Annotated in this window: 27 protein-coding genes; 6 read left to right on the top strand and 21 right to left on the bottom strand. The window is 60.7% G+C overall.

The features are described 5' to 3' along the window. Nucleotides 1-2 precede the first annotated feature (2 nt). Nucleotides 3-590: an RdgB/HAM1 family non-canonical purine NTP pyrophosphatase gene (gene rdgB, locus ACYQ3M_RS03790; RefSeq protein WP_460034726.1), complete on the top strand. Its 588-nt coding sequence runs from the start codon at nt 3-5 to the stop codon at nt 588-590. A gap of 21 nt (nt 591-611) precedes the next feature. Here rdgB and ACYQ3M_RS03785 read toward each other — a convergent pair whose 3' ends face one another. Next, the gene (locus tag ACYQ3M_RS03785; protein WP_460034725.1) at nt 612-2,069 is read right to left on the bottom strand and encodes an NAD-dependent succinate-semialdehyde dehydrogenase; all 1,458 of its coding nucleotides are present in this window, start codon (nt 2,067-2,069) and stop codon (nt 612-614) included. Between the two features lie 134 nt (nt 2,070-2,203). Here ACYQ3M_RS03785 and ACYQ3M_RS03780 point away from each other — a divergent pair, with 134 nt between their 5' ends. Both ACYQ3M_RS03780 and ACYQ3M_RS03775 read left to right on the top strand, forming a co-directional pair. Next, a complete protein-coding gene (locus ACYQ3M_RS03780; RefSeq protein ID WP_460034724.1) occupies nt 2,204-2,644 on the top strand; it encodes a hypothetical protein in 441 nt (146 codons plus the stop codon). Continuing rightward, nucleotides 2,641-3,180: a tetratricopeptide repeat protein gene (locus ACYQ3M_RS03775; RefSeq protein WP_460034723.1), complete on the top strand. Its 540-nt coding sequence runs from the start codon at nt 2,641-2,643 to the stop codon at nt 3,178-3,180. The genes ACYQ3M_RS03780 and ACYQ3M_RS03775 overlap by 4 nt, the downstream gene beginning before the upstream one ends. Here the strand turns inward: ACYQ3M_RS03775 and ACYQ3M_RS03770 are convergent. Next, complete coding sequence (locus ACYQ3M_RS03770) at nt 3,174-4,004, bottom strand: RibD family protein (protein WP_460034722.1); 831 nt, start codon at nt 4,002-4,004, stop codon at nt 3,174-3,176. The genes ACYQ3M_RS03775 and ACYQ3M_RS03770 overlap by 7 nt on opposite strands. A 53-nt stretch (nt 4,005-4,057) precedes the next feature. On the opposite strand from ACYQ3M_RS03770, the gene ACYQ3M_RS03765 reads away from it, so the two are divergent. Together ACYQ3M_RS03765 and ACYQ3M_RS03760 are read left to right on the top strand one after the other, a co-directional pair. After that, nucleotides 4,058-4,963, top strand: a complete 906-nt coding sequence (locus tag ACYQ3M_RS03765; protein ID WP_460034721.1) for an NAD(P)-dependent methylenetetrahydromethanopterin dehydrogenase — start codon at nt 4,058-4,060, stop codon at nt 4,961-4,963. An 11-nt stretch (nt 4,964-4,974) separates the two neighbouring features. Beyond that, complete coding sequence (locus ACYQ3M_RS03760; protein ID WP_460034720.1) at nt 4,975-5,880, top strand: NAD(P)-dependent methylenetetrahydromethanopterin dehydrogenase; 906 nt, start codon at nt 4,975-4,977, stop codon at nt 5,878-5,880. On the opposite strand, the gene lnt is transcribed toward ACYQ3M_RS03760, so the two are convergent. The 5 genes from lnt to miaB are packed head-to-tail and all read right to left on the bottom strand — an operon-like array spanning nt 5,832 to nt 11,001. After that, on the bottom strand, nt 5,832-7,349 hold the full coding sequence (gene lnt / locus ACYQ3M_RS03755) for an apolipoprotein N-acyltransferase (protein WP_460034719.1): 1,518 nt from the start codon (nt 7,347-7,349) through the stop codon (nt 5,832-5,834). The two genes, ACYQ3M_RS03760 and lnt, sit on opposite strands and share 49 nt — an antisense overlap. Further along, nucleotides 7,339-8,196 (bottom strand): CorC family transporter, encoded by an 858-nt coding sequence (locus ACYQ3M_RS03750; RefSeq protein WP_460034718.1) that lies wholly within the window; start codon nt 8,194-8,196, stop codon nt 7,339-7,341. Before ACYQ3M_RS03750 ends, lnt begins: the two co-directional genes overlap by 11 nt. A gap of 2 nt (nt 8,197-8,198) precedes the next feature. Beyond that, a complete protein-coding gene (ybeY, locus tag ACYQ3M_RS03745; RefSeq protein ID WP_460034717.1) occupies nt 8,199-8,666 on the bottom strand; it encodes an rRNA maturation RNase YbeY in 468 nt (155 codons plus the stop codon). Beyond that, nucleotides 8,638-9,618, bottom strand: coding sequence for a PhoH family protein (locus tag ACYQ3M_RS03740; RefSeq protein ID WP_460034716.1), 981 nt, complete (start codon nt 9,616-9,618; stop codon nt 8,638-8,640). The genes ybeY and ACYQ3M_RS03740 overlap by 29 nt, the downstream gene beginning before the upstream one ends. Before the next feature lie 60 nt (nt 9,619-9,678). Next, on the bottom strand, nt 9,679-11,001 hold the full coding sequence (gene miaB / locus ACYQ3M_RS03735; RefSeq protein ID WP_460034715.1) for a tRNA (N6-isopentenyl adenosine(37)-C2)-methylthiotransferase MiaB: 1,323 nt from the start codon (nt 10,999-11,001) through the stop codon (nt 9,679-9,681). A gap of 81 nt (nt 11,002-11,082) precedes the next feature. Between miaB and ACYQ3M_RS03730 the strand changes: the two genes are divergently transcribed. After that, entirely contained in the window at nt 11,083-11,748 is a 666-nt protein-coding gene (locus tag ACYQ3M_RS03730) for a class I SAM-dependent methyltransferase (RefSeq protein WP_460034714.1), read from the top strand. A gap of 36 nt (nt 11,749-11,784) precedes the next feature. Here the strand turns inward: ACYQ3M_RS03730 and ACYQ3M_RS03725 are convergent, their stop codons facing one another. The 14 genes from ACYQ3M_RS03725 to ACYQ3M_RS03660 form a co-directional block, all read right to left on the bottom strand. After that, nucleotides 11,785-12,822, bottom strand: a complete 1,038-nt coding sequence (locus tag ACYQ3M_RS03725) for a cytochrome-c peroxidase (protein ID WP_460034713.1) — start codon at nt 12,820-12,822, stop codon at nt 11,785-11,787. A 160-nt stretch (nt 12,823-12,982) separates the two neighbouring features. Beyond that, on the bottom strand, nt 12,983-13,360 hold the full coding sequence (locus tag ACYQ3M_RS03720) for a hypothetical protein (RefSeq protein ID WP_460034712.1): 378 nt from the start codon (nt 13,358-13,360) through the stop codon (nt 12,983-12,985). A gap of 105 nt (nt 13,361-13,465) precedes the next feature. Next, entirely contained in the window at nt 13,466-14,794 is a 1,329-nt protein-coding gene (gene tilS / locus ACYQ3M_RS03715) for a tRNA lysidine(34) synthetase TilS (RefSeq protein WP_460034711.1), read from the bottom strand. Then, a complete protein-coding gene (gene accA / locus ACYQ3M_RS03710; protein WP_460034710.1) occupies nt 14,791-15,756 on the bottom strand; it encodes an acetyl-CoA carboxylase carboxyl transferase subunit alpha in 966 nt (321 codons plus the stop codon). The genes tilS and accA overlap by 4 nt, the downstream gene beginning before the upstream one ends. Beyond that, nucleotides 15,753-16,472, bottom strand: a complete 720-nt coding sequence (locus ACYQ3M_RS03705) for a dienelactone hydrolase family protein (protein WP_460034709.1) — start codon at nt 16,470-16,472, stop codon at nt 15,753-15,755. The genes accA and ACYQ3M_RS03705 overlap by 4 nt, the downstream gene beginning before the upstream one ends. An 11-nt stretch (nt 16,473-16,483) precedes the next feature. Next, on the bottom strand, nt 16,484-16,855 hold the full coding sequence (locus tag ACYQ3M_RS03700) for a Dabb family protein (RefSeq protein ID WP_460034708.1): 372 nt from the start codon (nt 16,853-16,855) through the stop codon (nt 16,484-16,486). Further along, complete coding sequence (locus tag ACYQ3M_RS03695; protein ID WP_460034707.1) at nt 16,852-17,340, bottom strand: low molecular weight protein-tyrosine-phosphatase; 489 nt, start codon at nt 17,338-17,340, stop codon at nt 16,852-16,854. Before ACYQ3M_RS03695 ends, ACYQ3M_RS03700 begins: the two co-directional genes overlap by 4 nt. Then, on the bottom strand, nt 17,337-18,125 hold the full coding sequence (gene kdsB, locus ACYQ3M_RS03690) for a 3-deoxy-manno-octulosonate cytidylyltransferase (RefSeq protein WP_460034706.1): 789 nt from the start codon (nt 18,123-18,125) through the stop codon (nt 17,337-17,339). Before kdsB ends, ACYQ3M_RS03695 begins: the two co-directional genes overlap by 4 nt. Further along, nucleotides 18,122-18,310 carry a Trm112 family protein gene (locus ACYQ3M_RS03685; RefSeq protein WP_460034705.1) on the bottom strand — a complete coding sequence of 63 codons (189 nt, stop codon included), beginning with the start codon at nt 18,308-18,310 and terminating at the stop codon, nt 18,122-18,124. Before ACYQ3M_RS03685 ends, kdsB begins: the two co-directional genes overlap by 4 nt. 3 nt (nt 18,311-18,313) lie before the next feature. Further along, a complete protein-coding gene (locus tag ACYQ3M_RS03680) occupies nt 18,314-18,733 on the bottom strand; it encodes an ExbD/TolR family protein (RefSeq protein ID WP_460034704.1) in 420 nt (139 codons plus the stop codon). Beyond that, nucleotides 18,730-19,362 carry a MotA/TolQ/ExbB proton channel family protein gene (locus tag ACYQ3M_RS03675; protein ID WP_460034703.1) on the bottom strand — a complete coding sequence of 211 codons (633 nt, stop codon included), beginning with the start codon at nt 19,360-19,362 and terminating at the stop codon, nt 18,730-18,732. The genes ACYQ3M_RS03680 and ACYQ3M_RS03675 overlap by 4 nt, the downstream gene beginning before the upstream one ends. A gap of 12 nt (nt 19,363-19,374) precedes the next feature. Beyond that, nucleotides 19,375-21,429: a glucans biosynthesis glucosyltransferase MdoH gene (gene mdoH, locus ACYQ3M_RS03670; RefSeq protein ID WP_460034702.1), complete on the bottom strand. Its 2,055-nt coding sequence runs from the start codon at nt 21,427-21,429 to the stop codon at nt 19,375-19,377. Then, a complete protein-coding gene (locus tag ACYQ3M_RS03665; RefSeq protein ID WP_460034701.1) occupies nt 21,426-21,878 on the bottom strand; it encodes a hypothetical protein in 453 nt (150 codons plus the stop codon). The genes mdoH and ACYQ3M_RS03665 overlap by 4 nt, the downstream gene beginning before the upstream one ends. Continuing rightward, nucleotides 21,878-23,428, bottom strand: a complete 1,551-nt coding sequence (locus tag ACYQ3M_RS03660; protein WP_460034700.1) for an OpgD/OpgG family glucan biosynthesis protein — start codon at nt 23,426-23,428, stop codon at nt 21,878-21,880. Before ACYQ3M_RS03660 ends, ACYQ3M_RS03665 begins: the two co-directional genes overlap by 1 nt. Between the last annotated feature and the right edge of the window lie 96 nt (nt 23,429-23,524).

The following is a 23,524-nucleotide window of genomic DNA, read 5'->3' as shown; positions in this document are numbered from 1 at the left end:
GCATGCGGGTGGTCCTGGCCAGCGGTAACCGCGGCAAACTGCGCGAACTCAGAGCGCTGCTCGCCCCCCACAGAGTGCGCATTCTGCCTCAGACCGCGTTGGCCGTGCCCGAAGTCGAGGAAACCTGCCCCACTTTTGTCGAAAACGCCCTGCTCAAGGCCAGAAACGCCGCCCGCTTTACCGGCCTTCCGGCGCTGGCCGACGATTCCGGGCTGGAGGTCGAAGCTTTGGGCGGCGCGCCCGGCGTGCACTCGGCGCGTTACGCCGGACCGGATGCGGACGATGCCGCCAACCTCGCCAAGCTGCTGGAAGCCTTGGCCGACTGCGGCGAGGAGGAGCGGCGCGCCCGCTTCCGCTGCGTGCTGGTGTTCTTGCGCCACGCCGCCGACCCAAGTCCCATCATCGCCGAAGGCACCTGGGAGGGAGTGATCGCCAAAGAGCCGCGCGGGGAAGGCGGGTTTGGCTACGATCCGGTGTTTTATCTTCCCGAGCTGGGCCGCACCGCCGCCGAACTTGCGCCCCAAGAGAAAAACGCTTTAAGCCACCGCGGCCAGGCTTTGCGCCAGCTGCTCGCGCGCTGGCCAAAGTAAGGGTTCTACCGCGGTAGATCCCTACTCTTCGCCGACGCCAAGGCACAGGTACTTGATCTCCAGGTATTCCTCCAGGCCGTACTTCGATCCCTCGCGCCCAAATCCGGACTGTTTGATCCCGCCGAACGGCGCCACCGGCGTGGACACGCGCCCGACGTTGACCCCGACCATGCCGCACTCGAGCGCCTCCGCCACGCGCAAAGCGCGTTTTAAATCTTGGGTGTAAAAATAGGCCGCCAACCCGTATTCGCTGGCGTTGGCCAGCGCGATCGCCTCCTCGTCGTCGGTAAATGCCGTCAAGATCGCTACCGGCCCAAAGATCTCCTCGGCAAAAATCCGCATCCTTGGACTTACGTCCTTGAGCAAGGTCGGCTGGAAGAAGTTGCCTCCTAGAAGGTGACGCCCCCCGCCGGTAACCACTTGCGCCCCCTGCGCCACCGCCTCGGCGATCAAGGCTTCAATCTTTGCCACCGCCTTGGCGTGGATCAGCGGCCCGACCTGCACCCCTGCCTCGAATCCGGGGCCGACTTTCAAAGCGGCGATGCGCTGCGCCAGCTCGGCCGCGAACTCTTCATACACCTCCTTTTGGACCAAGAAGCGATTGGCCGCCACGCAGCTTTGACCGCCGTTGCGGAATTTGGCCAGCATCGCCCCGGAGAGCGCCGCCTTAAGATCGGCATCGGCGAATACGAGGAAAGGCGCATTCCCCCCCAGCTCCAAAGACAGGCGCTTCAAGGTGGGCGCGGCTTGCGCCATCAGCAGCCGGCCCACGCGCGTCGAGCCGGTGAAGCTCAGCTTGCGGACCTTTGGGTGGGTGGCAAGCTCGGTTCCGAGAACCTCTGCCGGGCCGGTGATGACGTTGACCACGCCGGCGGGGATCCCGGCACGCTCGGCCAATTCGGCCAGCGCCAAGGCGGTGAGCGGAGTCTCCGCGGCAGGCTTGGCCACCGCCGTGCAACCGGCCGCCAGCGCCGCAGCGCACTTGCGCGTAAGCATCGCGAGCGGAAAGTTCCACGGAGTGATGGCCGCACACACCCCAACCGGTTGCTTGAAAGTCAAAATGCGCCGTCCAGGCCAAGGCGAAGGGATCGTCTCACCGTAAGCGCGCAGCGCTTCCCCCGCGAACCAATCCACAAATCCCGCCCCGTAATCGACCTCCCCAAGGGCCTCGGCGAACGGTTTGCCGTTCTCTAAAGTGACGATCCGGGCCAGATCTTCGCGGTTTTCTAAGATCTGCCGATGCCAGCGCTTGAGGAATTCAGCGCGCTCCTCGGCGGTGCGTTTTTGCCACACCGGCAAAGCCGAAGCGGCCGCCTCAATAGCCTGTCGGGCTTCGTCGGCCGCCAGCGCGGGCACGCGGGCGATTTCCTCCCCCGAGGCCGGGTTCACGACCGGGAAGAACTTTCCACTGGCGGCGCTAACCCAATGGCCGCCTACATAGCAGCGGCTGCGCAGCAAAGACGGATCGTTCAAGTTCATGCTTTCCTCCAAGCCACCAAGACGCCATCGCGAAGGAATTTTCGAATATCCGGCGAACGACTAGGCGAAACCCCTTAAAGCTAGGTATCATAGCTAAACTTGGTGCACACCGCTCAACCTTTAACTTACGGTCTATGGAAACGATCAACCTCGCCCTGACTTTATGGCAATCGGCCGTGGTTCTGTCCTTGCTGGTGGTGATCGCCGGGGTCCTCCGACCCAAATGGTTTCTGTTCTGGATCGAGGAACCCAAGCCGTTTTATATGTTCGCCCTAGGTTCCTTGCTGTTTATGGGCAGTTACTTCGGCTACAGCCTCAAAGTCGGCTCGCCGCTGCCTATCGCGGCCCTGCACGCAGGGATCTTGTTTGCGATCTTGCTGTTCGTGCTTGGGCTGATCAACCCCAGTTGGGTGTTTGGCACGCCTAAGCTCGACCGACTCTGGGTAATGGCGATCGCCTTGGCCCTGTTTATGGGATTTATGACCCTGCAAGGCATGTACTACGGCCCCAAGGCCAAGCGGGTTCACCCGCTGCCTAGCGAAGCTCAACCCACGCCGCCGGCCCAATCCCAATGAAAAAACTCATTCTCGCCTTCCTGGTTTTGCTCCAAAGCGCCTGCACCCTCGCTCCGCCACCTCAAGTGGCGCGCCGGCCCGCCCTGCCGGCGCCAACGAAACGCACGCCGCCGGTGGCCAAATCCTACCCCCTTCCTGAGCCGCCCTCCCCCCCGCCGGCCCGCCCTTATTCACCGCCTCCGCCGCCCTCCCCCCCGCCGGCGGCGGTTGCCTCACCGCCGCCGGCGGTGATCGCGCTGACCCGCCAAGCGGAACTCGACCGTCGGCAGGGGAATTTAGACCAGGCGGCTGCCCGCCTCGAGCGCGCTTTAAGAATCCAACCGCAAAACGCCGAGCTTTGGCACAGCTTGGCCCAAATCCGCCTCGAACAGCATCAGCCGCGGCTGGCCGAGGAATTGGCCAAAAAATCCATCAGCTTGGCCGGCGGGGCGCGGGAAATCCTGCGCCGCAACTGGCAGCTGATCGCTGAAGCCCGGAGGATAAGCGGGGATCTTCCTGGCGCGCGCTTGGCCGAACAAGAAGCGGGCCGCTATTGACTGTCGAACTGGGCAAACCACTGCCCGACCCCGCCTGGGCCGTCCGGATCATAGTAGAGGGCGCGCAGGCGCAAGTGGCCGATCGGTCCCAACTCCGGCCCGGGCAGCAAGGTCCGAAACGCCTCCCCCCCCATGAGCTGATGGGTAATGGTTTGGTACAGCCGGTTGAGATATCCTTCCCGAACCACCGTATCGAGCATCGCCGGACCGGCGATCAGGTAGATGCTGCGGTACCCGAGCCGCCCGAGCGCCGGAATCAGGTACCGAGCCTGCACCATTTTCCCAGAGCCGGCAAAAACCACCGGGTAACCCGCCTTGCGCCAGGCTTCGACTCGCTCTGGATCGGCCTCCTCGCCGGTAAAAATGTAGACCGGCTGGCGATGGATGCGAACCGAATCGGGAATAGTAAAATTTAGGCTGGCGCTGGCGATCGCGATCGCCGGCTGCGGGGCAAGCCCCACCGACTTTCGCCACGCCACCAGGTCCTCGCCGGCAGGATGGGCGTCCAGTTGCAGGATGTTGCCCAACTTGCCCTCGGCCAGAGCGCGCAAATATCCGCCGTGGGTGATCAGGCAGTCGGCCTGCGCCTCGAGCTCGAGAAACAAGCGAAAATCCGCCGGGCTGGTGAGGCTTTTGGGCAGGTAGGTCTGACCCGTCTGCAAGTCTTCCAAGGCAATGCGGCCGTCCAAGCTGGCAAGGAAATTGGCGTACACGAACGGGCGCTTTGGCGTTCCCAGCGCGAACAAGCGCTCGCTAAGATACAAACCCTTAAGCGGCACCTCGGCAAAAGGGGGCGGATAAAGGCGGAAAATTTGTTTTTGCATACGTCCTAGGCCATAATTTAACGCCGGCAAGCAAGAAAACAAGCGCGACCGAAATGGAAAAACCTTATATCCTCCACATGCTCACGACCGAAAAAAACTTGAGCCCTTTTGACGTCAACATGGCTCAAGACGCCGGCTGGCAAGTGACCATGCCCTACCTGAACGTGGCCGAAAGCGAGGTCCAAGGGTTGATCCAGGACGCGATCTTCTCGCGCGGGCCGGGCGGGGTCAAGCGCACGGCCTGTTTCATCGGCGGCCGCGATCCGGAAACCGCGATCAAAATGCTCGAGATCGCCAAAGCCGCCATGGTGCCGCCGTTTCAGATTTCGGTCCTGGCCGATCCTTCCGGCGCCTTCACCACCGCCGCCGCCATGGTCGCCGCGGTTGAGCGGGAGCTTAATAAATTCGGCACGGAACTCGCGGGCAAAAAGGTGCTGATCCTGGCCGGCACCGGCCCGGTCGGGCAGATCGCCGCGGTGCTCTGCGCCAAGGCGGGATGCCAAGTCGCCCTGTTTGGGCGGCAGCAAGAGAAATCCGAGCGCGTCGCCAAAGTCTGCAACGCGTTTTTCGGCGCCGGCACCACCGCCATCCGAGGTTTGGCTAACGACCGGCTGCCCGAGCTTTTGCCCACCGCCGAGGTGATCCTCGCCACCGGCGCCGCAGGCATTCAGCTGCTGAACGCCGAGCAGATAAAATCGGCCTCGGCGCTGAAAGTCGCCGCCGACGTCAATGCGGTTCCTCCTCCGGGAATCGCCGGCATCGAGCCGCTGGCGGACGGCTCGCCCCTCCCGGGCGCGCCAGGCGGGGCAGTCGGCATCGGCGCCCTCGCCATAGGCAACATTAAATACCGCACCCATCAACGGCTGTTGCGCCAAATGCGCGAGGCCGAGAGGCCGCTGTATTTGCATTTCGACCAGGCTTTTGCCGTCGCCCGCGAACTCGTCCAACCCCGATCCTAAACCCACAACTCATGACTACGCGCACCGTGCTGCACATGCTCAGCCCCCACCCCCAGGTCAGCCCGTTTGACCTCAACATGGCGGTGGACGCCGGCTTCGATATCGTCTTCCCCCACGCCAACGTCACCTTGGATCGGGTTTACGCCTTAACCCAAGATATCATTTTCTCGCGCGGGCCGAAGGGGGTGAAAAGAACCGCCATTTTCATCGGCGGGCGCGACATCGGCGTGGCTTTGGATATGATGGAAACCATCAAAAAGGCGATGGTTCCGCCGTTTGCGGTCTCGGTGCTGGCCGACCCTTCCGGGGCTTTCACTACCGCCACCGCGCTGGTTGCGGCGGTGGAAAAGCAACTTAGGGAAAAACACCGCTTGGAATTAAAAGACTGCCGCGCCATCGTCTTTGGCGGCACCGGCCCGGTAGGCATCTCCACCGCGGTGATCGCCGCTCTCGCCGGGGCGGATGTGACTTTGGTAGACCACTTGAGCTTGGACACCGCCATGCGAACCGCCGAAGAGTACGGTCGCCGCTGTGGTTGCAGGCTCAAAGGGACGTTTGCGAGCTCCGGCGCCAGCAAAGCGTGGCTGGTCAATCGCGCCGATATCCTCTTCAACACCACCAAAGCCGGCATTCAGGTACTGGATCGGGAAATTCTAGAAGACGCCAAGCGCCTTAAAGTCGTCGGCGACGTCAACGCGGTCCCGCCGGCCGGCATCGAGGGGGTGCGACCTAAAGACATGGGCGCGCCTCTGCCCACCGCGCCCAATAGTCCGGGAGCCGTGAGCGTTGGTCCGCTGGCGGTAGGCAACATCAAATACCAACTCCAGAACGCGATGCTGCGCGACTTGCTGCAGACCGAACAACCGGTCTATTTCGACTTCCACGAGGCTTTCAAGCGCGCCCGCAAGCTGGTGTAGCCGAGGCGTGGACCCAGCGCCCACGCCAGCACTCCCAAAACGCCTAAGCCAAGCGGCCAATCGCCCAAGATCACATAAGGGGTAGCGCCGGCCAAGGGCACCACGGACGCGGTCAAAGCAGTCTGGACGAAGGCGGGCGCCTCGGCGACCACCTTGCCGGTCGGACCGATCACTGCGGTGATGCCGGTGTTGGTGGCGCGCAGCAGATAACGCCCAGCTTCCAGCGCGCGCATCCTCGCCATCTGCAGGTGCTGATAGGGCGCGATCGTGTCCCCGAACCAAGCGTCGTTGCTGACGTTGACCATATAGGCCGCCTGCGGCAACCCCACCAGGGCATCGCGGGCAAAGGCGTCTTCGTAACAGATGGTCGCCGCCAGCGCAAAACCGGCGGCCTTAAGCGGTTTCTGATCCCGGCTTCCAGGCGTAAAATCAGACAGGGGGATTTCGAGCACTTCCAGAACCCATCCCAACACCGACCGCCAAGGCAAAAACTCTCCAAACGGCACAAGATGCCGCTTGTCGTACCTTCCCGGGGACCTGCCCAGACTGAGCAAGGCGTTGTAGTAACGCCCCGTATCGAGATCGAGTACCGGAATGCCGATCAGCATGTCCACGCCGTGGGCCTTGGCCTGTTGATCTAAGGGAACAATCAGGCGGTCCAGGACCTCATGATAGAACGCCGGAACGGCCGTCTCCGGCCAGACGATCAGATCGGCGTCCAAGTGGCGGCGGGTCAGGCGCAGATACGCGGCCAGGATGTGCGCTTGGGTCTCAGGTTGCCACTTTAGATCCTGCGCGATGTTGCCTTGGAGCAGCGCCACCCGAAACGGCTCGCCGGCCGGCTGCGTCCAAGCGACCGACCGCAATCCCATTCCCGCCAACCAAATCGACCCCACCACCAGGACCCAGGGGCCGGCCCGCAGGCGTTTTTCCCAAGCTATAAGCAGCACGGAAGCGGTCAGAGCGGTCAACCATCCTACCCCGTATCCTCCAAGCAGCGGGGCAAACCCGGCCAAGGGGCTATCGACTTGGCTGTAACCTACTTCAAGCCAAGGAAATCCCGTAAACAGCCACCCGCGCAGCCATTCCACCGCAACCCAGACCGTAGGCAACCCCAGCGCCGGCCAACTTAAAAGAGCCGGTCGGCGCAGGCGCACCGCGGCCCACCCGGCCAGCGCCGGGTACAAGGCCAGAAAGGCAATGAACAAGGCCGTCAAGAGGGCCGCCTCGAGCACCCCTGCCCCGCTGTAGCGATGCATGCTGACAAACACCCACCAGACCCCCCACCCAAACTGGGTCAAACCGAACAGATAGCCGTACCCAAACGCGCGCCGTGGGGACGTGGCCCGTTGCCAGAGGTAAAACAATCCGGCCAATGCCAGCGGTGCCAGCCAAGCCTGATCGTAGGGGTCAAAGGCGAGCGGCAACAAGGCCCCCAAAGCCAGCGCCGCAAGCGACTTAGTCGGCACGAGTAGGCTCAGGCTCGAGCAGTTTTACCTTGAGCAAATGCACGCGGCGGTTGTCGGCACGCAGCACTTCAAACAGGAAGCGACCGAGCCGAACTTGCTCCCCCCGCTTGGGAACGTGCCCTAAGGTGGAGACGATCAAGCCGCCTATCGTATCGAAGTCTTCCGGTTTAAAATCGGCGTGGAAATAGTCATTGAACTCCTCGATCGGCGTGATCGCCTTGACCGTATAGACCCGGTTGCTGCGGCGGAAGATGTACTCTTCTTCCAAATCGTGCTCGTCGGCGATCTCGCCCACGATCTGTTCGAGGATGTCTTCGATGGTCACTAAACCCGCCGCGGCTCCGTATTCGTCGATGACGATCGCCATGTGCTGGCAACGCTGGCGAAACTCGCGCAGCATCACGTTAAGGCGTTTGCTCTCCGGCACGAACAAGGCCTGGCGCATCAGTTTTTTGACCGGGACCTTGAGGTTTTGCCGCCACACGTAAGGCAACAAATCTTTAGCCAACAAAATTCCTACCACCTGACTGCGGTCTTCGCCGATCACCGGGAAGCGCGAGTGGGCGGTCTCGACAACCTGCGGCAGCACGTCTTCGAGCGCGGCATCCTGGGGGACGACATCCATCTGCGCTCGCGGCACCATGATATCTCTCACGCGCGCTTCCGAAACCTTAAGCACCCCTTCGATCATGGACAGCGCGTCGCGATCCAAGAGATGGCGCTTATACGCCTCGTGCAGCATCGCCACCAACTCTTCGCGAGTTTTGGGTTCGGCGGCAAAAAGATGGCTCAAACGCCAAGCCCAGTTCCTAGAGTCGGCAATTTCGTCGGCAGATTCATCGTTCATAATCATTGGCTGGAATAAGGATCTTGAAACCCTAAGCGGGCGAGGATTTCCCGTTCCCGACCCTCCATCGCTTCGGCCTGTTCTTCAGTCAGGTGGTCGAAGCCGCGCAGATGCAAAACTCCATGCACCACCATATGGGCAAAATGCGCGCTCTCCGCTTTGCCGTAAGCCGCCGCTTCGCGCGCCACTACGGGAGCGCAGATCACCACATCGCCCAAGAAGGCCAAAGGAAGGTCGGACGGCGCTGCAAACGGAAAACTGAGCACGTTCGTGGGCCCCTCGCGCCGGCGAAAACGCCAATTAAGCGCGGCCATTTCTTCCTCCCCCACAATCGCCAACGAAATCTCGGCTATCTCTCCTTCCAAAGCCGCAATCGCCCATTGACGCAGCTTAGGGCGAGGTGGGCAAGGATGGTCACAGGCGATTTGAATCTCGACCCGGCTACGTTTGCGGCTGCTGGCGCCGTTCATAGGCTTCGTAGGCGGCGACAATCCGTTGCACCAAGGGATGTCGGACTACGTCGGCCGCGGTGAAATAGGTAAAGCTGATTCCCTCGACCCCTTTTAACACTTCCAGCACATGCTTGAGGCCGGAAGGCCGATCTTTGGGCAGGTCCACTTGGGTTACATCCCCCGTGATCACCACCGTGGAGCCAAATCCCACCCGCGTGAGGAACATTTTGATCTGCTCGACGGTGGTGTTCTGAGCTTCATCGAGGATGATGAACGCGTCGTTCAAAGTACGCCCGCGCATGAAGGCCAAAGGCGCCACCTCGATCACGTTGCGTTCGATCAATTTCAGCACCCGATCGAAACCCAGCATCTCATACAGCGCGTCGTACAGGGGGCGCAGGTACGGATCGACCTTCTGCACCATGTCGCCGGGCAGAAAGCCCAGCCGTTCCCCAGCTTCCACCGCCGGCCGCGTCAGGATCAGGCGCCTGACCTTCTCTTCCTCGAGCGCCGCCACCGCACACGCCACCGCCAGATACGTTTTGCCAGTGCCGGCGGGGCCAATGCCAAAGTTGATGTCGTGGGAAAGGATGTTTTTGAGGTAACGCTGCTGATTGGGGCCGCGCGCCTTGACCAACACCTTGCGGGTGCGGATGGTCTTATAATCTTCGTCGGATTCCCCTTCCAGCAAGGCGTTGATGGTGGCACTCTGGAGCGACAAGTGCACGCGTTGCGGCGTGATGATTTCCGAAGAACTTGCCTGAAACAGATGGAGGAGAACTCGCGAGGCCGCTTCTACCGGCTGGCTGGAACCGACGATACGAAAGCAATTGCCTCGATTAGCGATTTCAACTCCTAGACGCTTTTCGATTTGTCTTAAGTTTTCGTCATATTGCCCACACAGATTAGCCAAACGCTGATTGTCAGCAGGTTCCAAAGTAATTTGCAGCGTGGTCGATTCGTCGGTCAACGGCTAAAAGTTTAAGCCTTAACAGGCTAGTCCAACACCTATAAGTCATTTCAGCTTAGCTTAGACTAAGCGCCCTCGCAAGGAGTTCGGCAGGGCCTCGGCGATGACCACGTCGACAAAGCGCCCAACCAGCGCAGGCGGACCCTGGAAATTCACCACTCGGTTGCCGGAAGTCCGGCCGCACAATTCTCGCGGATTCTTGCGGGAAGCGCCTTCCACCAAAACCCTTTGGCAGGTGCCGATCAGCTTGCGGGAAATCTCCGCTGCTTTCTCTTGGAGCTTGCGTTGTAAGCGGCTAAGGCGCTCGCGCTTGACCGCCGGCGGGACGTCGTCGGCCATCTCCGCCGCCGGGGTGCCGGGACGAGGACTGTAGATAAAACTGTAGGAAACATCAAAGCCGACTTGGTCGATTAGATCCAAGGTCTGGTTAAAATCTTCCTCGGTTTCGCCGGGAAAGCCGACGATAAAATCCGAAGACAACGACAAATTGGGTCGCACCTGGCGCAGCTTTTCGATTTTTTCCAAATACTCCTGCCGAGTGTAGCCACGCTTCATCCGCGCCAGGATCCGGTCGCTGCCCGATTGCACGGGAAGGTGCAGGTGATCGGCAAGCTTAGGGAGGGAGGCAAAAGCCTCAATCAGATTTTCGTCGAACTCGGCAGGATGGGAGGTGGTAAAGCGAATCCGCTCGATGCCGTCGATGGCGGCTACTTCAAACAATAAGAGCGCCAGATCGGCCTCGTCGCCGTCCTCGGTCTCGCCCCGATAGGCATTGACGTTCTGGCCTAACAAATTGACCTCCTTGACCCCCTGCGCCGCCAAAGCCTTTATCTCTTCAATCACCTCCCGCACCGGCCGGCTGATCTCGGCTCCCCGCGTATAGGGCACCACGCAGTAAGTGCAGTATTTGCTGCACCCTTCCATCACCGAAACAAAGGCCTTGGGACCTTCGGCGCGGGGAGGCGGCAAAGCGTCGAATTTTTCCAGTTCCGGGAAGGAGATGTCCACCACCGGGCGTTTTTCCTTTCGCACCCGTTCCAAAAGTTCCGGCAGGCGGTGCAGGGTCTGGGGACCAAAAACGATATCGACATAAGGAGCCCGGCGTTGGATCGTCTCTCCTTCCTGGCTCGCGACGCATCCGCCGACGCCGATGATCACCTCGGGTCGTTTGTTTTTCAGCGGCCGCCAGCGCCCCAATTGCGAGAACACCTTTTCCTGGGCTTTCTCGCGCACCGAACAGGTATTGAGAAGCAAAACATCCGCCTCTTCGGGATCGGCGGTCAGCTCCAGTCCGTGCGACCGGCGCAGCACCTCGCCGATCTTGCTCGAATCGTACTCGTTCATTTGACAGCCGAAGGTGTGGATGTAAAGTTTTTGGGCCATGCCAACCGCCTAAATGGTTGAAAAACAGAGCAGAAATTATATAACAAACCGCAAGCCTTCCCCGGCCAACCTCAAACGCCTATGGATAGAACCTGCGAACCCGAGCTGATGAACGATCCCGTACAAGCCCAAGCTTACGCGCAGGCCGACTTCAGCTCGGCCAACCGCTTGTTTTTAGAACTCTTCGAGCGTTATTTTCCCGATCACGAACCCAGGCAGGTATTGGATCTAGGCTGCGGCCCAGGGGAGATTCCCTTACTGTTTGCAAAACGCTACCCAGCTTGTCACATCACCGGCATCGACGGCGCCGAGGCAATGCTGGCCTTTGCCCGACGCAATCTTGAACGCCAACCGGAGCTCAAAGGTCGGATAAGTTTTCGCAAGCTCCGCATCCCCGCCAAGCGCCCAAGCCGGCGTTACAACACGATCCTCAGCAACAGCCTCCTCCACCATTTGCCTGATCCTAAGCGGCTTTGGCATGAAATCCAGCGCTTTGGCCAGCCAGGCGCGGCGGTGCTGGTAATGGATCTGGAAAGGCCAGCGTCTCGGCGTGCGGCTCGAGCTTTGGTCGAACGCTATGCCGCGGAAGAGCCGGAAATCCTACGCCGGGATTTCTATAACTCCCTGTGCGCCGCCTTCCGCCTAAGCGAAGTCCAAGCGCAATTGACCGCAGCCGGCCTTACCGGCTTTCAGGTCGAAAAGGTCAGCGACCGGCACTTGGCAGTTTATGGCCGGCTCTTGAAATGAGACGGGCGCCTGAGGGCGCCCGCCGATGCGCTCGCTTTACTTGACGTAAGCGAAGGTTTTGCCTGGGGTCGCCGGCAAGCGCGGCAAGTCTTGCTTAGGGAAGGTGCCGGTCAAGGCGTTCAAGAACGCTACCAAGTCGGCCACCTCCTGATCGCTCAGATCGCGGTTGAGCTGCAGCTTGGCCATGACCCGCACCGCTTCCTCCAAAGTCTGAACCGCGCCGTTGTGGAAATACGGGGCAGTCAGGGCCACGTTGCGTAAGGTCGGCACCTTGAAGAAATGCTTGTCTTCCTCCTTCTTGGTGACGTTGTAACGCCCAAGGTCCTTCTTAAAGCCGTATTTGCTTTCAAAGAAGGGATTGTCGAACATCGGGAACTTGCGGAACACCCCTACCCCCTGGCCGGTCTGTCCGCTGAAGGCAGGGCCGGAGTGGCAGGTATCGCACCCGACGGCGGCAAAGGTCTGCATACCGCGCACTTGCTGTTCGGTCAGCGCCGATTTATCGCCCTTGACGTAGCGATCGTAGGGGCTGTCGGGGGTAATCAAAGTGCGCTCGTAGGAGGCGATCGCTTTGACCACGTTGTCCTCGCTGATCGTGGCGCCGGGGCCAAAGGCTTCTTCAAACAGCTTCGGATACTCCGGAATTTGCTTAAGGCGCGCCACCACCTCGTCCCAGCTCTTCATGCCCATCTCGATGGGATTGGTCACCGGGCCTCGGGCTTGATCTTCCAGGCTGGCGGCGCGTCCGTCCCAAAACTGCGTGGCGTGGAAAGCTGCATTCCAAACCGTTGGCGCGCTGCGATCTCCCGTCTTGCCGTGCACTCCGGCGGCTACCGGACGGTTGTCCTCGCCCCCCGCCATGACGTTGTGGCACGAGTTGCACGAGACCGTACCCGTAGACGAGAGCCGCGGATCAAAGAACAGCATTTGGCCGAGCTTGACTTTAGCCGGGGTGACCGGGTTATCGGCCGGCGCCGGAGCGGCTTCCGGCAGCGCCTGCCACTCGATCGCCCCGGCGAGCTGCGCCGCCCCCATCAACACCGCAACAGACAATAACGATTTGATTTTGAGCATCTTGAGCCTCCTCTTTGGGTGGGTTCTGGGGTCTTTAAGAACTTTCGTTCTTTGCTTTTATATTCAAGCACAGGGCTTTGCCGCCCTGCAACGCGCAAGCGGGAATAAAAAACCCGCCCGGATCCAGGGCGGGTCGTAAAGAACAAACCTTACCGGTCGATCAGGAAGGTTGGAACTGGTTGATGATTTCCAGCGCTCTTTTTAATTCCTCCTCGGCGCCCGCCAAATCCCCGCGTCTGGCCATACCGCGGGCTTTGCTCAAGGAACCGGACAAACGCTGCAGCTTGGCGCCGTACTGATCCCCCGTGATCTCCTTGTAGTACTGTTTGGCCTCGGCGATCTTATCGATCAACCCTTTCTGGTTGGTTCCCTCGGCCGCAATCTGGATGGCTTCGGTTAGCGCCTTTTTGACCTCGGCAATCGCCTTGTTCACCCCCTCAGCGCTCTCCGCCGCGATCGCCACCGTGGGTCCTCCCACCATCGCTCCGGCCGATACGGCAATCATGGCGGCAGTCAGAACGTTTTTGATCGTTTTCATGGTTCGCAACCCCTCTTGTGCAAATGTTATTGGTTAAAACCGATAAGTTTAATCGGCGCTAAATTACAAAGACACGTCAACACCACTCGCAATTTTACCACACCCTCACTCTCTGCCAAGCCCCGGCCTCCAGCTCAAAGTCACCCCCACCTCGTTTGGTCCTGCGGCGAACGGCTCGCACGCCCACAGGTCAGCCACCAAAGCCAGCCGGCCGTGCAGATAGACCAGCGGCAACCTAGGCCGCACCCACAACGGCACGCCTTGTTCTTGCAGCAGCTTCTTCAGCGGCCGGCTCTTTCGGCCAGGCAAGCGGCAGCGCTCACCGCCGCGGCGATAGCAAACCTCAATCTCTCCCTGGCGCCAGAACCGAACGGCCACCCCCTTCCCTTCAGCCGGTTTGGGTTCAAGCACGCTCCGATCTGGAAGCAGCAAAGGCGTCTGCCCGTCCCACGAGGTCTGCCATGCCGGGTCCGGGAGCGGCGCCGGGCGCAAGGCGTAGAGCTTGCCCCGATAGCGGCATACGATTCCTTCCGCCCATTCGATCCGGGGTTGGCGATCCGGCGCCGCCGCTACGGCTTCGTCCAAGACCCGGTCGAGCAAAACGGCCGGCGGGCTGCGAAATCCTTGCCGTTTCAACCATGCCCGCACCAACCAACGCTGGCGGGAGCGATCCAGCACGGCGAGCGCCTTAAGATCCAAGCCCCCCTCGGGATCGACCGCCGCCTCAAGGTGCGGTGCGGTAATCTCTTCCACTAATCTCTGCGCTTCAGCACAATGCTTAGCGCTGCGGGCAATGGTACGCACGCAGGCCGGCCAGCGCGCCTTGAGCAACGGCAGAATTCGGCGGCGCAGGTAGTTGCGGTCCAGGGACTCGTCGGCGTTGCTGGGATCGTCTACCCAGACCAGCCCGGCCCGCCGCGCATAGTCGCGTAGCTCTTCCTTGGGCACCTCGAGCAAAGGGCGCAGCAAGCGCCCGCGGCCTAACCTGGCTGCCGGCGCCATTCCCGCCATTCCCGCCGGGCCTGCCCCGCGCAGCATTTGCAGCAACACCGTCTCGGCTTGATCGTCTTGATGTTGGGCTACAAGTAGCGCCGCGTTTGGTTCTAGCCATTCGGCCCAAGCGCGGTAACGGGCATTGCGCGCCGCCTCTTCCGGGCTCTCGCCCGGCCGGGGGCGAGCATCGACCGCCAGGATCCGACACGGAAGGCCCAACCCAGCGCAGGTCTTCAGGCAATGCTCGGCATGGGCGTCGGCCTCCGGATGCAGGCCGTGGTTGACGTGGACCGCGCCAAACACCGGTCCTAAGGTGGCTTGCAGCTGCGCGCACAGATGCAGCAGGACGTGGGAATCGATCCCTCCGCTGTAGCCGATCCAATAAAAATCCGCCGGGTGCCGCTCGAGAAACCGGCTAAATTCGCCGGCCAGATCCCTCATGCCGATTCTTCGATATAGATGCCGTAGCTCATCAGGCGTTGGTAGCGTTCATCCAGCAGGCGCGGCAGCGGGATGCGCTCCAATTGCTCGAGGTGTTTGAGCAGCGCTTCTTTGATGTTGGCCGCCGCTTGCTTTTTGTCGCGGTGGGCGCCCCCCAAAGGTTCGGGAACGATTTCGTCGATCAGCCCGAGCTCTTCCAAGCGCCGCGAAGTAATGCCCATCGCCTCAGCCGCCAGTTCGGCCTTGTCGGCGCTCTTCCATAAAATGGAGGCGCAACCTTCCGGGGAAATTACCGAATAGGTACTGTATTCGAGCATCAACAACCGATCGCCCACGCCGATGGCCAAAGCGCCGCCGGACCCCCCCTCGCCGATCACCGTGCACACGATGGGGGTCTTGAGCTGGGCCATCGCAAACAGATTGCGAGCGATGGCTTCGCTCTGATTGCGTTCTTCGGCGTCTATACCTGGATAAGCGCCCGGGGTATCGATAAAGGTAAACAGCGGCAGTTTGAAGCGCTCGGCCAGCTGCATCAATCGCAGAGCCTTGCGGTAGCCCTCCGGGCGCGGCATGCCAAAGTTGCGGCGCAGCTTTTCCTTGGTATCGCGCCCCTTTTGATGGCCGATCACCATCACCGGCCGGCCCTCCAGCCGCGCCAGCCCACCGACGATCGCCGGATCGTCGGCAAAATGGCGATCGCCGTGCAATTCGTGAAAATCGGTAAAGATCAATTGGATGTAATCGAGCGTGTACGGCCGTAAAGGGTGCCGCGAGAGTTGCGAAATCTGCCACGCCGAGAGCGAGGAAAACACCGAAGCGGTGAGCTTGCGGCATTTTTCCTCCAGCCGCGCGATCTCCTCGGAAATATTGATTTCGTGGTCAAAACCAACGCGCCGAAGTTCCTCGATCTTGGCTTCCAGCTCGGCGATCGGCTGCTCGAAATCCAGATAATTCAGGTTCATGAACTGAAAATCTCTTCCAGAAAATTCCGCATCGCCAACCACGAACGGCGTTCGGCCACCGGATGATAGACCGTCCCTAAGCTTGGATCGTTTGCCCTCGGGTTGGTAAAAGCGTGCATGGTATGCCCGTAGACGTGCACTTGCCAGTCGGCGCCGGCTTCGGTCAGCTCCCGCTCCAGCGCCACCACGTCCTCCACCGGGACCATGGGGTCGTCGTGGCCGTGCAGCACCAATACCTTGGCGGAAATCCTGTTGCCCTGGGTGTTTCCGGGCGGCTTGAGCAAGCCGTGGAAACTGACCACTCCGCGCACGTCCGCGCCCGTCCGGGCCAGATCGAGCACGCACAGGCCGCCAAAACAAAAGCCGATCGCCGCCACGCGCTCCTTATCCACCATCTCCAGTCGCCGCACCGCAGCCAGCGCCAGCTGCATGCGCCGCTGCAGCAAGGCCCGGTCTTCCAAAAACGGCTGCATCAAGCGCGCGTTCTCCTCCGGCCCCGAACCCACCCGGGCCTCGCCATACAGATCCAAGGCAAATCCCACATACCCAAGCTCTGCCAAGGCTTTGGCCTTGTCGCACACAAAAGCCTCGCGCCCCCCCCACATGTGGGCGACCAAGACCGCCGGCCGCGGCGCAGGCGCCTCTGGAAAAGCCACAAAACCCACCATTCGGACCGCGCCGTCAAAGTATTCCACCTCTCGGCTTTGCACGCTCATCTTCTGCCTCCCTAGCGGGTGATAAAATCGTAAGTCACCACGCGCTCCACCAAGGGGCGCATCTTGGCGATAAGGTCACGATGTTTTGGGTGGTTTAGATATTCGTACAGGCTCTGGCGATTCTCGAGAGTTACTACTATCCCAAGGTGAAAATCGCTCCCCGACTTGTCCGGTAAAGCCGGCCCGATGCTGTAGTCCACTACCCCGGGCAAGTCCACCAGCTGCTTGCTCAAAGCCATGAAGCGCCCAGCCTCTTCGGCCTGCTTCAACCATACCACAACCACGTGCTTGATTTTACCGGGTTTGGCGATCTCGCCAGCCCACGCGCTCCCTAGCCCGATCCCGCCAAGCAGCCAAATTAGCAACCAGGCGCGCCGTATCATGGGGCCCTCCGCAACAACCGATCCTGCAAATGACTAAGCAGCCCTTCGCAGGCGTCTTCGATCATATCCATGACCCGCTCAAAACCCGCCTCCCCGCCGTAATAGGGATCGGGCAGATTGCGGGTTTTAAGGTGGGGGGCGTAATCGAGCAGAAAACCCAGCTTGCCCTGGTAGCGTTTGCCGCCGGTAAACAAAAGGGTATCGTAATTGTGCTCGTCCATCGCCAGAATCAGATCGAAGGCTTCGAAATCGGAAGGGACTTCGAATTGCCGGGCGCGCCGCCCGCCGATGTCGATGCCGCGCGCTTTGGCGATGAGAACGGCGCGCGGATCGGGGGATTTTCCCAGATGATAGGCGTGGGTTCCGGCCGAATCGACTTGCACCCGGGCGGTCAGCCCGTGTCGTTCGAGCAGGTGCCGAAACACCCCTTCCGCCATCGGCGAGCGGCAGATATTGCCCATGCACACAAATAAGACCCGAGTCATGCCGCACCTCGCTTGCAGTGCTTGGATTTACGCTCTTGCAGCCGGCTCTCGACCCGCAGCAAGTCCTCAAGTGTATCCACCCCCGGCTCGGGGGGCTCGGTCACAGTTACCACCAAAATCTTTTCTCCATACCACAACACCCGCAGCTGTTCTAGGGATTCGGCCTGCTCCAGCGGCGCCGGCGACCAGCTCACATAGCGGTGCAACCATCCGACCCGGTAAGCGTATACGCCGATATGGCGCCAGTGGAGACCGGACGGTACGCGCGCGGGCGTTTGCGCAAACCCATCGCGCAGCCAGGGAATCGGCGCCCGGCTGAAGTAAAGGGCATAGCCTTTCTGATCCAGCACCACTTTGACGGCGTTTGGATTGAATACCTCCTCTGCCTCCGCCGGGGTCGCCAAAGTCGCCACCTGGGCAGCTTGATGGGCGGCCAGAGAACGAGCCAGACGGTCGATCAACTGCGGCTCGAGCAGCGGCTCGTCCCCTTGCCAGTTGACGACGATCTCCTCCTCTCCCCACCCTAGGCGCCGGGCTACCTCGTAGATGCGCGAGGTCCCGCTGGGATGGCCGGGATCGGTCAGAAGCGCGCGCACTCCTGCCGCTTCCGCCGCCGCCTGGATGCGCTCGTCGTCGGTGGCCACCACCACTTCCTGCGCCCCTGCCTTGAGCGCCTGTTCGCACACGTGCGCGATCATAGGCCGGCCCGCGAGCTGCCGCAACGGCTTGCCCGGCAGGCGCGAGGCCGCATATCGGGCGGGGATGACGATCCTGAACGCGGTCATGGCAGGCGGTCGTATTCTTCCAGACTGAGCTTGCGCGCCTCTTCCTCAAGCATCACCGGGATCTCGTCGCGGATCGGGTAAGCGAGCCGGCAGGCTTTACAGATCAGCTCCTGCGCCTCGGCCGCGTAAAGCAATTTCCCTTTGCAAAGGGGGCAGACTAGGATTTCAAGCAATTTTTTGTCCATGGATTATTCCTCACCGCCCACGGGACGCGTGGCGAACGAGATATGCCTCAGGTTCAACTGGCGCGCCGCCTCCAGCACTTTGATCACCGCTTGGTGGGGGGTTCTCCGATCCGCCGCGATTACCACCACCGGCTGGGCACCTGGCTTTAGCGCTTCGGCAATGGCGCGCTTTAAGGCCTCAAGCCGCGTATCGGTCAGTTCGCGCCGTTCAAGATAGTAACGCCCCTCCGCGTCGATGGCAATTTCTATCACCTTGGGCTCGTTTTGCTTTTGGCCTTTAGCCTCAGGGAGTTGGATTTTGAGCGCCGCCTCGCGTTCGAAGGTGGTGGTCACGGTAAAAAAGATCAGCAGCAAAAAGACCACGTCGATCATCGGCGCCAGGTTGAGTTCGATCCGCTGCCGACGCTGGCGGCGAAAGTTCACGGCCCCTCCTCCGAGGCTTGCGCGGGAGCTTCGCTGTGCATGATCTCGACAAAGCGCAGCGCCTCGTTCTCCATCTTGAGCACCAGCTCATCCACCCGCGCCTCAAAATACCGGTGGAAGATCAACGCCGGAATCGCCACCACCAAGCCCGCGGCGGTCGTAATCAGGGCTTCGGCGATTCCTCCCGCCAACACTTTAGGATCCCCGACCCCGACGGAGGTGATCGTAGCAAACACCTTGATCATTCCCAGCACCGTCCCCAATAACCCCAACAGAGGCGCGATCGAAGCGATCGTTCCCAAAGAATTGAGAAAGCGCTCCAGCTCGTGCGTGGCCTGGCGACCGGCGTCTTCGATGGCTTCTTTCATCACCTCCCGACCGTAGCGGTAATTAGCCAACCCCGCCGCCAATACCGCTCCCAAAGGCGAAGAAGTCTGCAACCGCCGCAGAGCGGCAGCGTCCAGCTGGTTCTTGCGGTACAGGCTCCAGACCTGGGCGACGAGGTGCGGCGGGATCACGCGCTTGGGTCTTAAGCTCCACCAGCGTTCGCACACGATCGCCATCGCCAGCACCGAGCACGCCAGAATCGGCCACATCACCCAGCCGCCGGCTCGAATGATCTCCAACATCGCTTTGCCCCTTTATTTTGCCGGCTCGTTCCCGAGCGCAAACCGGCTCGTAAGCCAATAATGCAGCCTAAAAAGGGTTTTGGCGTGCGCGAGCAAGCTGCGTTTTTCTCCCAAAGTAAGCGGCTTTAACCCTTCTTCAAGAAAGTGATAGAAAATTGCCTGGAGCACCAAGCGTTGTTTTTTCGGCAACGGCTGATGGAGCAACAAAGCCGCGTGCAATGCGCACACCCCAGGATCCCGAATCAGCTCCTCTTCCTCGCGCACCTCAGGTTGCTGCCGCAGGTGCTTTTGGAACGACTGGATCAGCGGCGGGGGATTGGATTCTTCAGGAATTAAAAATAACCCCAGCCTGCGGGCCGCCAGCCCAAGACCGGCGCTGCTCGACAGCATGGAGAGGGGAATCACCAACACCAAACCCGCAAGCACCGGCGTAAACCACCAGAAAAAATCAGGAATATAAACGTAACTCAACACGCCGCTTGCGATTCCGATCAAAGTTTGCCCGCCGTGCGCAAGGAGCGCTTCCTTAAAGCGAAGTCGGCGCGCATCGCGCTGCTGGGGAGGCCAGCCCACGCTTTTGCGCAGCAAAATCGAAACGACGAATTTGCTCTGATAGAGCATCAGTACCGGCGCGATCAAAGCCGAAAACGCCGTCTCCAAAACCACGCTGGCTAAAACCCGCACCACCCCGCCAAACGCCCGCACACGCGCGCGCCAACGGGTAAACAGCAAGATCAAGCTCAGCAGTTTAGGTAAAAACAACATGGCCAAGGTAACCACCAGGATCGTGGTCATCTCTACTGCATAAGACCTAGGCCATACCGGAAAAATATTGTCGCCGAAGAAGTAGACCGGCTGGGTCTGGCTCTGCACGTAGGCTTCCAAGGCGGTCAGAAGCAAGAACAACAACCACAACGGCGAGGACAAATACGACATAATGCCCATCGCCAGGTGCAAGCGGCTGATCCCGGCCAAGCCGCGCGCGAAGATCACTTTGAGGTGTTGGAGGTTGCCCTGACACCAGCGGCGATCGCGCTTGGCGTAGTCGATCAAGGTGGGCGGCAGCTCCTCGTAGCTCTCGCCAAGCTCCGGCACCAGCCAGACTTCCCAGCCGGCGCGGCGCAGCAAAGCCGCCTCGACGAAATCGTGGCTCAAGATCTCCCCGCCGAAGGGCTCGCGGCCTTTGAGTTTGGGCAGGCCGCAATGGCGCATAAAAGGGTCCACCCGGAGGATGGCGTTGTGGCCAAAGTAATTGGCCTCGCCCAGCTGCCACCAGGCGGCGCCGGCGGCGAACACCCCACCGTAGAGATGGCTGGCAAACTGCAAAATCCGGGCAAACAGCGAGGATTGATTGACCGGAACCGGCAGGGACTGGATCAGCGCTACCTGGGGGTTGGCCTCCATCAACTCGACCATCCGCACCAAGGTCCGACCGCCGATGAGGCTGTCGGCGTCGAGCACCACCATATAGCGGTAACGGCTTCCCCAACGCCGACAGAATTCGGCAATGTTGCCGCTCTTGCGACCAAGGTTGAATTCGCGGTTGCGGTAAAAGATCCGTCCATGCGCGGCAAAGTCTTCACATAGGCGGTACCAGCGCTGCTCCTCTTCCATCCACAGCGCCGGATCGCGCGTGTCGGAGAGGATAAACAGCTCAAATCCCTCGGCGTTCCCAGTCTCCTGCAGCGATTGCCAAACCGCCCGGAGCCCGGCAAACACCCGTTTGGGATCTTCCTGGTAAATCGGCACGATCACCGCAGTCCGCCAAGGCGCGCGCTCGGTTGCCGGAGCTTGGGGTAGCCTGCGGGCAAGCGCTTTGGCGTCCCCTCCAAACAGTAAGGTCAAAAATCCCAACGTCGCCGTCCAGAAAGACAGGCTGATCCAAACCATAAGCAAAGCGTACAAAACCAGCAGCCCAAGCTCCAACGGCGTCAGGCCGTTTTGCTGAAAGGCGCTTTGCAGCATAAATAGCGCCATGCAGGCGGTCAGGCTCACCAGCAAAAAGAACCCCGCCCGCCGAACCCGAGCGGTGCGCCGCCACGCGGGAGCCAAAGCGATCGGGTTCACAGCCAAAACTCCAAATCCTGAGCCGGCATAACACCAGGCGCCTCCGGGGGCGTAGCTTGCGGCCGGCGTTCCTGCAGCTTAGCAAGCCAATCCGGCCGCTCGGGTAATCGGACTAAGTCGTCGGCGCAGACCGGCTCCTGCGTCAAAAGCAGGGCGGCTTTGACCGCGCTTACCGCTGCCGCGTCCTCGGGTAGGCGCACCCCCATCGCTTGCGCCAGCGCCCGATCCAAACGATGTTGAGCCTCTTCCAGCGCACGCCAGAGCACCCCTTCTAGGTCCCACCGACCGTGCCTTGACGCCCGATCCAGGCACTCTGAGGCCAACTGGGCGATCAACACAGGGTCTTGAAACCGCAGCCGCTTCAGATAAGCCTCCACAGCGCGTTTAAGCCTTTCGCTTTCCGGCTCGACCGGCTGCTCCAAAGGCACTATCTGCGCGGTCTTAACCATTATCGGCCCCACTGATATAACCAAGTCTCGGTTAACGCCTCCTTGCCCGAACGCAGCCAAGCGCGAAGTTCGATCGGCGGCTCGGCCTCTCCTGGGTCGAGCTCGAAACTCAAACGCCACGCGCCGGTCTCGAAATTTTTCTGTACCACCACATAGTCCACGGCCCCCGCCGAGGCATCCACCTGAGCTTCGAGCTTGGCGCTCTCCGGGTAGCGCCTTAACGCCTGGCCGGAAAAATCGATTACAAACCTACGCCGCTTCGGCTCGGGTGGATCGACGCCGGCGGCGCCGATCCGGGTCGCCTCGGCCCAACCCAAATGCTTAGGCAAACGTTCGTCCAAGGTGAAATACAAGCGGTAAGCAAATGCCATTTCCTGGCCTTCAGCGCTTGCCTCATCGGGCATCCAGAACGCAACGATGTTGTCGTATTTTTCGTGGTCGCTCGGAATCTCGATCAAATAGATCGCCCCCGACCCCCAGTCTCCCAAAGGCTCCACCCAAGCGCTAGGTCGGCGTTGATAAATGGCCTCCAGGTCCTGGTAGTGATCGAAGTTGCGGTCCCGCTGGATCAGGCCAAATCCTTTAGGGTGCTCGTCGTGGAACACGCTGATCCGCAGCTGGCGAGGGTTGTTTAAGGGCCGCCACAACCATTCCCCGTTGCCGCGGGCGATCGCCAGGCCGTCGGAGTCGTGGATCTCGGGGCGGAAGTCATCGACGGGGTATTCGGTGTTTTCCCCTCGGAAAAACATCGAGGTCAAAGGGGCGATCCCCAAGCGCTCCACCCCATGGCGAAAATACAGGCGGCTTTCAACGTCCATGACCGATTCCAAACCGGGGCGGATGACAAAGCGATAGGCGCCGGCCACCGCCGGACTGTCGAGCAAGGCGTAAACGACGATGGCGTTCGCGTCCGGCTGCGGTTTTTCGATCCAGAACTCCCGGAACACCGGAAACTCCTCGGCCCGCAACAGGCCCGTATCGATCGCCAAGCCGCGCGCCGACAGGCCATACGCCTGATCCAAACCCACTGCCCGAAAATAACTGGCGCCCTGGAACAGGGCGACCTCATCGTAATAGCCGTTGCGCTTGAGCGGAAAATGCAGGCGAAACCCGGCAAACCCGAGGTTCGGGTCAAACGGCCCGAGCGCGTTTTTGCCGAAATCAAACCAATCCGCAACGTAGTCCAAACGCCTGGGCTTGCCGTCCTCCACCACGTGGATGATCACTCGGTCCCGATACAGAAAGCCTCGGTGAAAAAACTGGACCTGAAACGGCAGCCCTTCTTCCCGCCACAAAGCGAATTCAGGCTTGAAGCGGATGTCCCGATACTGATCGTAATCGAGCTTGGCGAGCGCCTCTGGCAGGTCTGCCTCATCGCGCGCGTAAGGTCGGCTCGCCAGATCGCGGGCTAACCTTTGCACGGTTTCAAAGCCGAACCGGCCCGCATCCGAAACCGCCGGCACGGCTTCCACGGGCTGCCCTTCCACCGCTTCGACCCCAAGCAGGCCGAGCCAAATCCAAAAACAACAGCCGATTGCGACGACTCGCATACACCGCTTTGCAGAACGTGACGCCAAAAATATTTGGGTATGTAAGTTAGGTAGGAAAGGACACAACTAATCATTATATCTTGCTCCATACGGAAT

It is taken from the genome of Methylothermus subterraneus, assembly GCF_054656915.1.
Note: the sequence above shows the minus strand (reverse complement) of the source record. Positions and strands in the feature narration are given on the sequence as shown.

Coding starts and splice junctions, on each gene's coding strand:
- rdgB (WP_460034726.1), top strand. CDS start 3: ATGCGGGTGGTCCTGGCCAGCGGTAACCGCGGCAAACTGCGCGAACTC.
- ACYQ3M_RS03785 (WP_460034725.1), bottom strand. CDS start 2,069: ATGAACTTGAACGATCCGTCTTTGCTGCGCAGCCGCTGCTATGTAGGC.
- ACYQ3M_RS03780 (WP_460034724.1), top strand. CDS start 2,204: ATGGAAACGATCAACCTCGCCCTGACTTTATGGCAATCGGCCGTGGTT.
- ACYQ3M_RS03775 (WP_460034723.1), top strand. CDS start 2,641: ATGAAAAAACTCATTCTCGCCTTCCTGGTTTTGCTCCAAAGCGCCTGC.
- ACYQ3M_RS03770 (WP_460034722.1), bottom strand. CDS start 4,004: ATGCAAAAACAAATTTTCCGCCTTTATCCGCCCCCTTTTGCCGAGGTG.
- ACYQ3M_RS03765 (WP_460034721.1), top strand. CDS start 4,058: ATGGAAAAACCTTATATCCTCCACATGCTCACGACCGAAAAAAACTTG.
- ACYQ3M_RS03760 (WP_460034720.1), top strand. CDS start 4,975: ATGACTACGCGCACCGTGCTGCACATGCTCAGCCCCCACCCCCAGGTC.
- ACYQ3M_RS03750 (WP_460034718.1), bottom strand. CDS start 8,196: ATGAACGATGAATCTGCCGACGAAATTGCCGACTCTAGGAACTGGGCT.
- ybeY (WP_460034717.1), bottom strand. CDS start 8,666: ATGAACGGCGCCAGCAGCCGCAAACGTAGCCGGGTCGAGATTCAAATC.
- miaB (WP_460034715.1), bottom strand. CDS start 11,001: ATGGCCCAAAAACTTTACATCCACACCTTCGGCTGTCAAATGAACGAG.
- ACYQ3M_RS03730 (WP_460034714.1), top strand. CDS start 11,083: ATGGATAGAACCTGCGAACCCGAGCTGATGAACGATCCCGTACAAGCC.
- ACYQ3M_RS03725 (WP_460034713.1), bottom strand. CDS start 12,822: ATGCTCAAAATCAAATCGTTATTGTCTGTTGCGGTGTTGATGGGGGCG.
- ACYQ3M_RS03720 (WP_460034712.1), bottom strand. CDS start 13,360: ATGAAAACGATCAAAAACGTTCTGACTGCCGCCATGATTGCCGTATCG.
- tilS (WP_460034711.1), bottom strand. CDS start 14,794: ATGAGGGATCTGGCCGGCGAATTTAGCCGGTTTCTCGAGCGGCACCCG.
- accA (WP_460034710.1), bottom strand. CDS start 15,756: ATGAACCTGAATTATCTGGATTTCGAGCAGCCGATCGCCGAGCTGGAA.
- ACYQ3M_RS03705 (WP_460034709.1), bottom strand. CDS start 16,472: ATGAGCGTGCAAAGCCGAGAGGTGGAATACTTTGACGGCGCGGTCCGA.
- ACYQ3M_RS03700 (WP_460034708.1), bottom strand. CDS start 16,855: ATGATACGGCGCGCCTGGTTGCTAATTTGGCTGCTTGGCGGGATCGGG.
- ACYQ3M_RS03695 (WP_460034707.1), bottom strand. CDS start 17,340: ATGACTCGGGTCTTATTTGTGTGCATGGGCAATATCTGCCGCTCGCCG.
- kdsB (WP_460034706.1), bottom strand. CDS start 18,125: ATGACCGCGTTCAGGATCGTCATCCCCGCCCGATATGCGGCCTCGCGC.
- ACYQ3M_RS03685 (WP_460034705.1), bottom strand. CDS start 18,310: ATGGACAAAAAATTGCTTGAAATCCTAGTCTGCCCCCTTTGCAAAGGG.
- ACYQ3M_RS03675 (WP_460034703.1), bottom strand. CDS start 19,362: ATGTTGGAGATCATTCGAGCCGGCGGCTGGGTGATGTGGCCGATTCTG.
- ACYQ3M_RS03665 (WP_460034701.1), bottom strand. CDS start 21,878: ATGGTTAAGACCGCGCAGATAGTGCCTTTGGAGCAGCCGGTCGAGCCG.
- ACYQ3M_RS03660 (WP_460034700.1), bottom strand. CDS start 23,428: ATGCGAGTCGTCGCAATCGGCTGTTGTTTTTGGATTTGGCTCGGCCTG.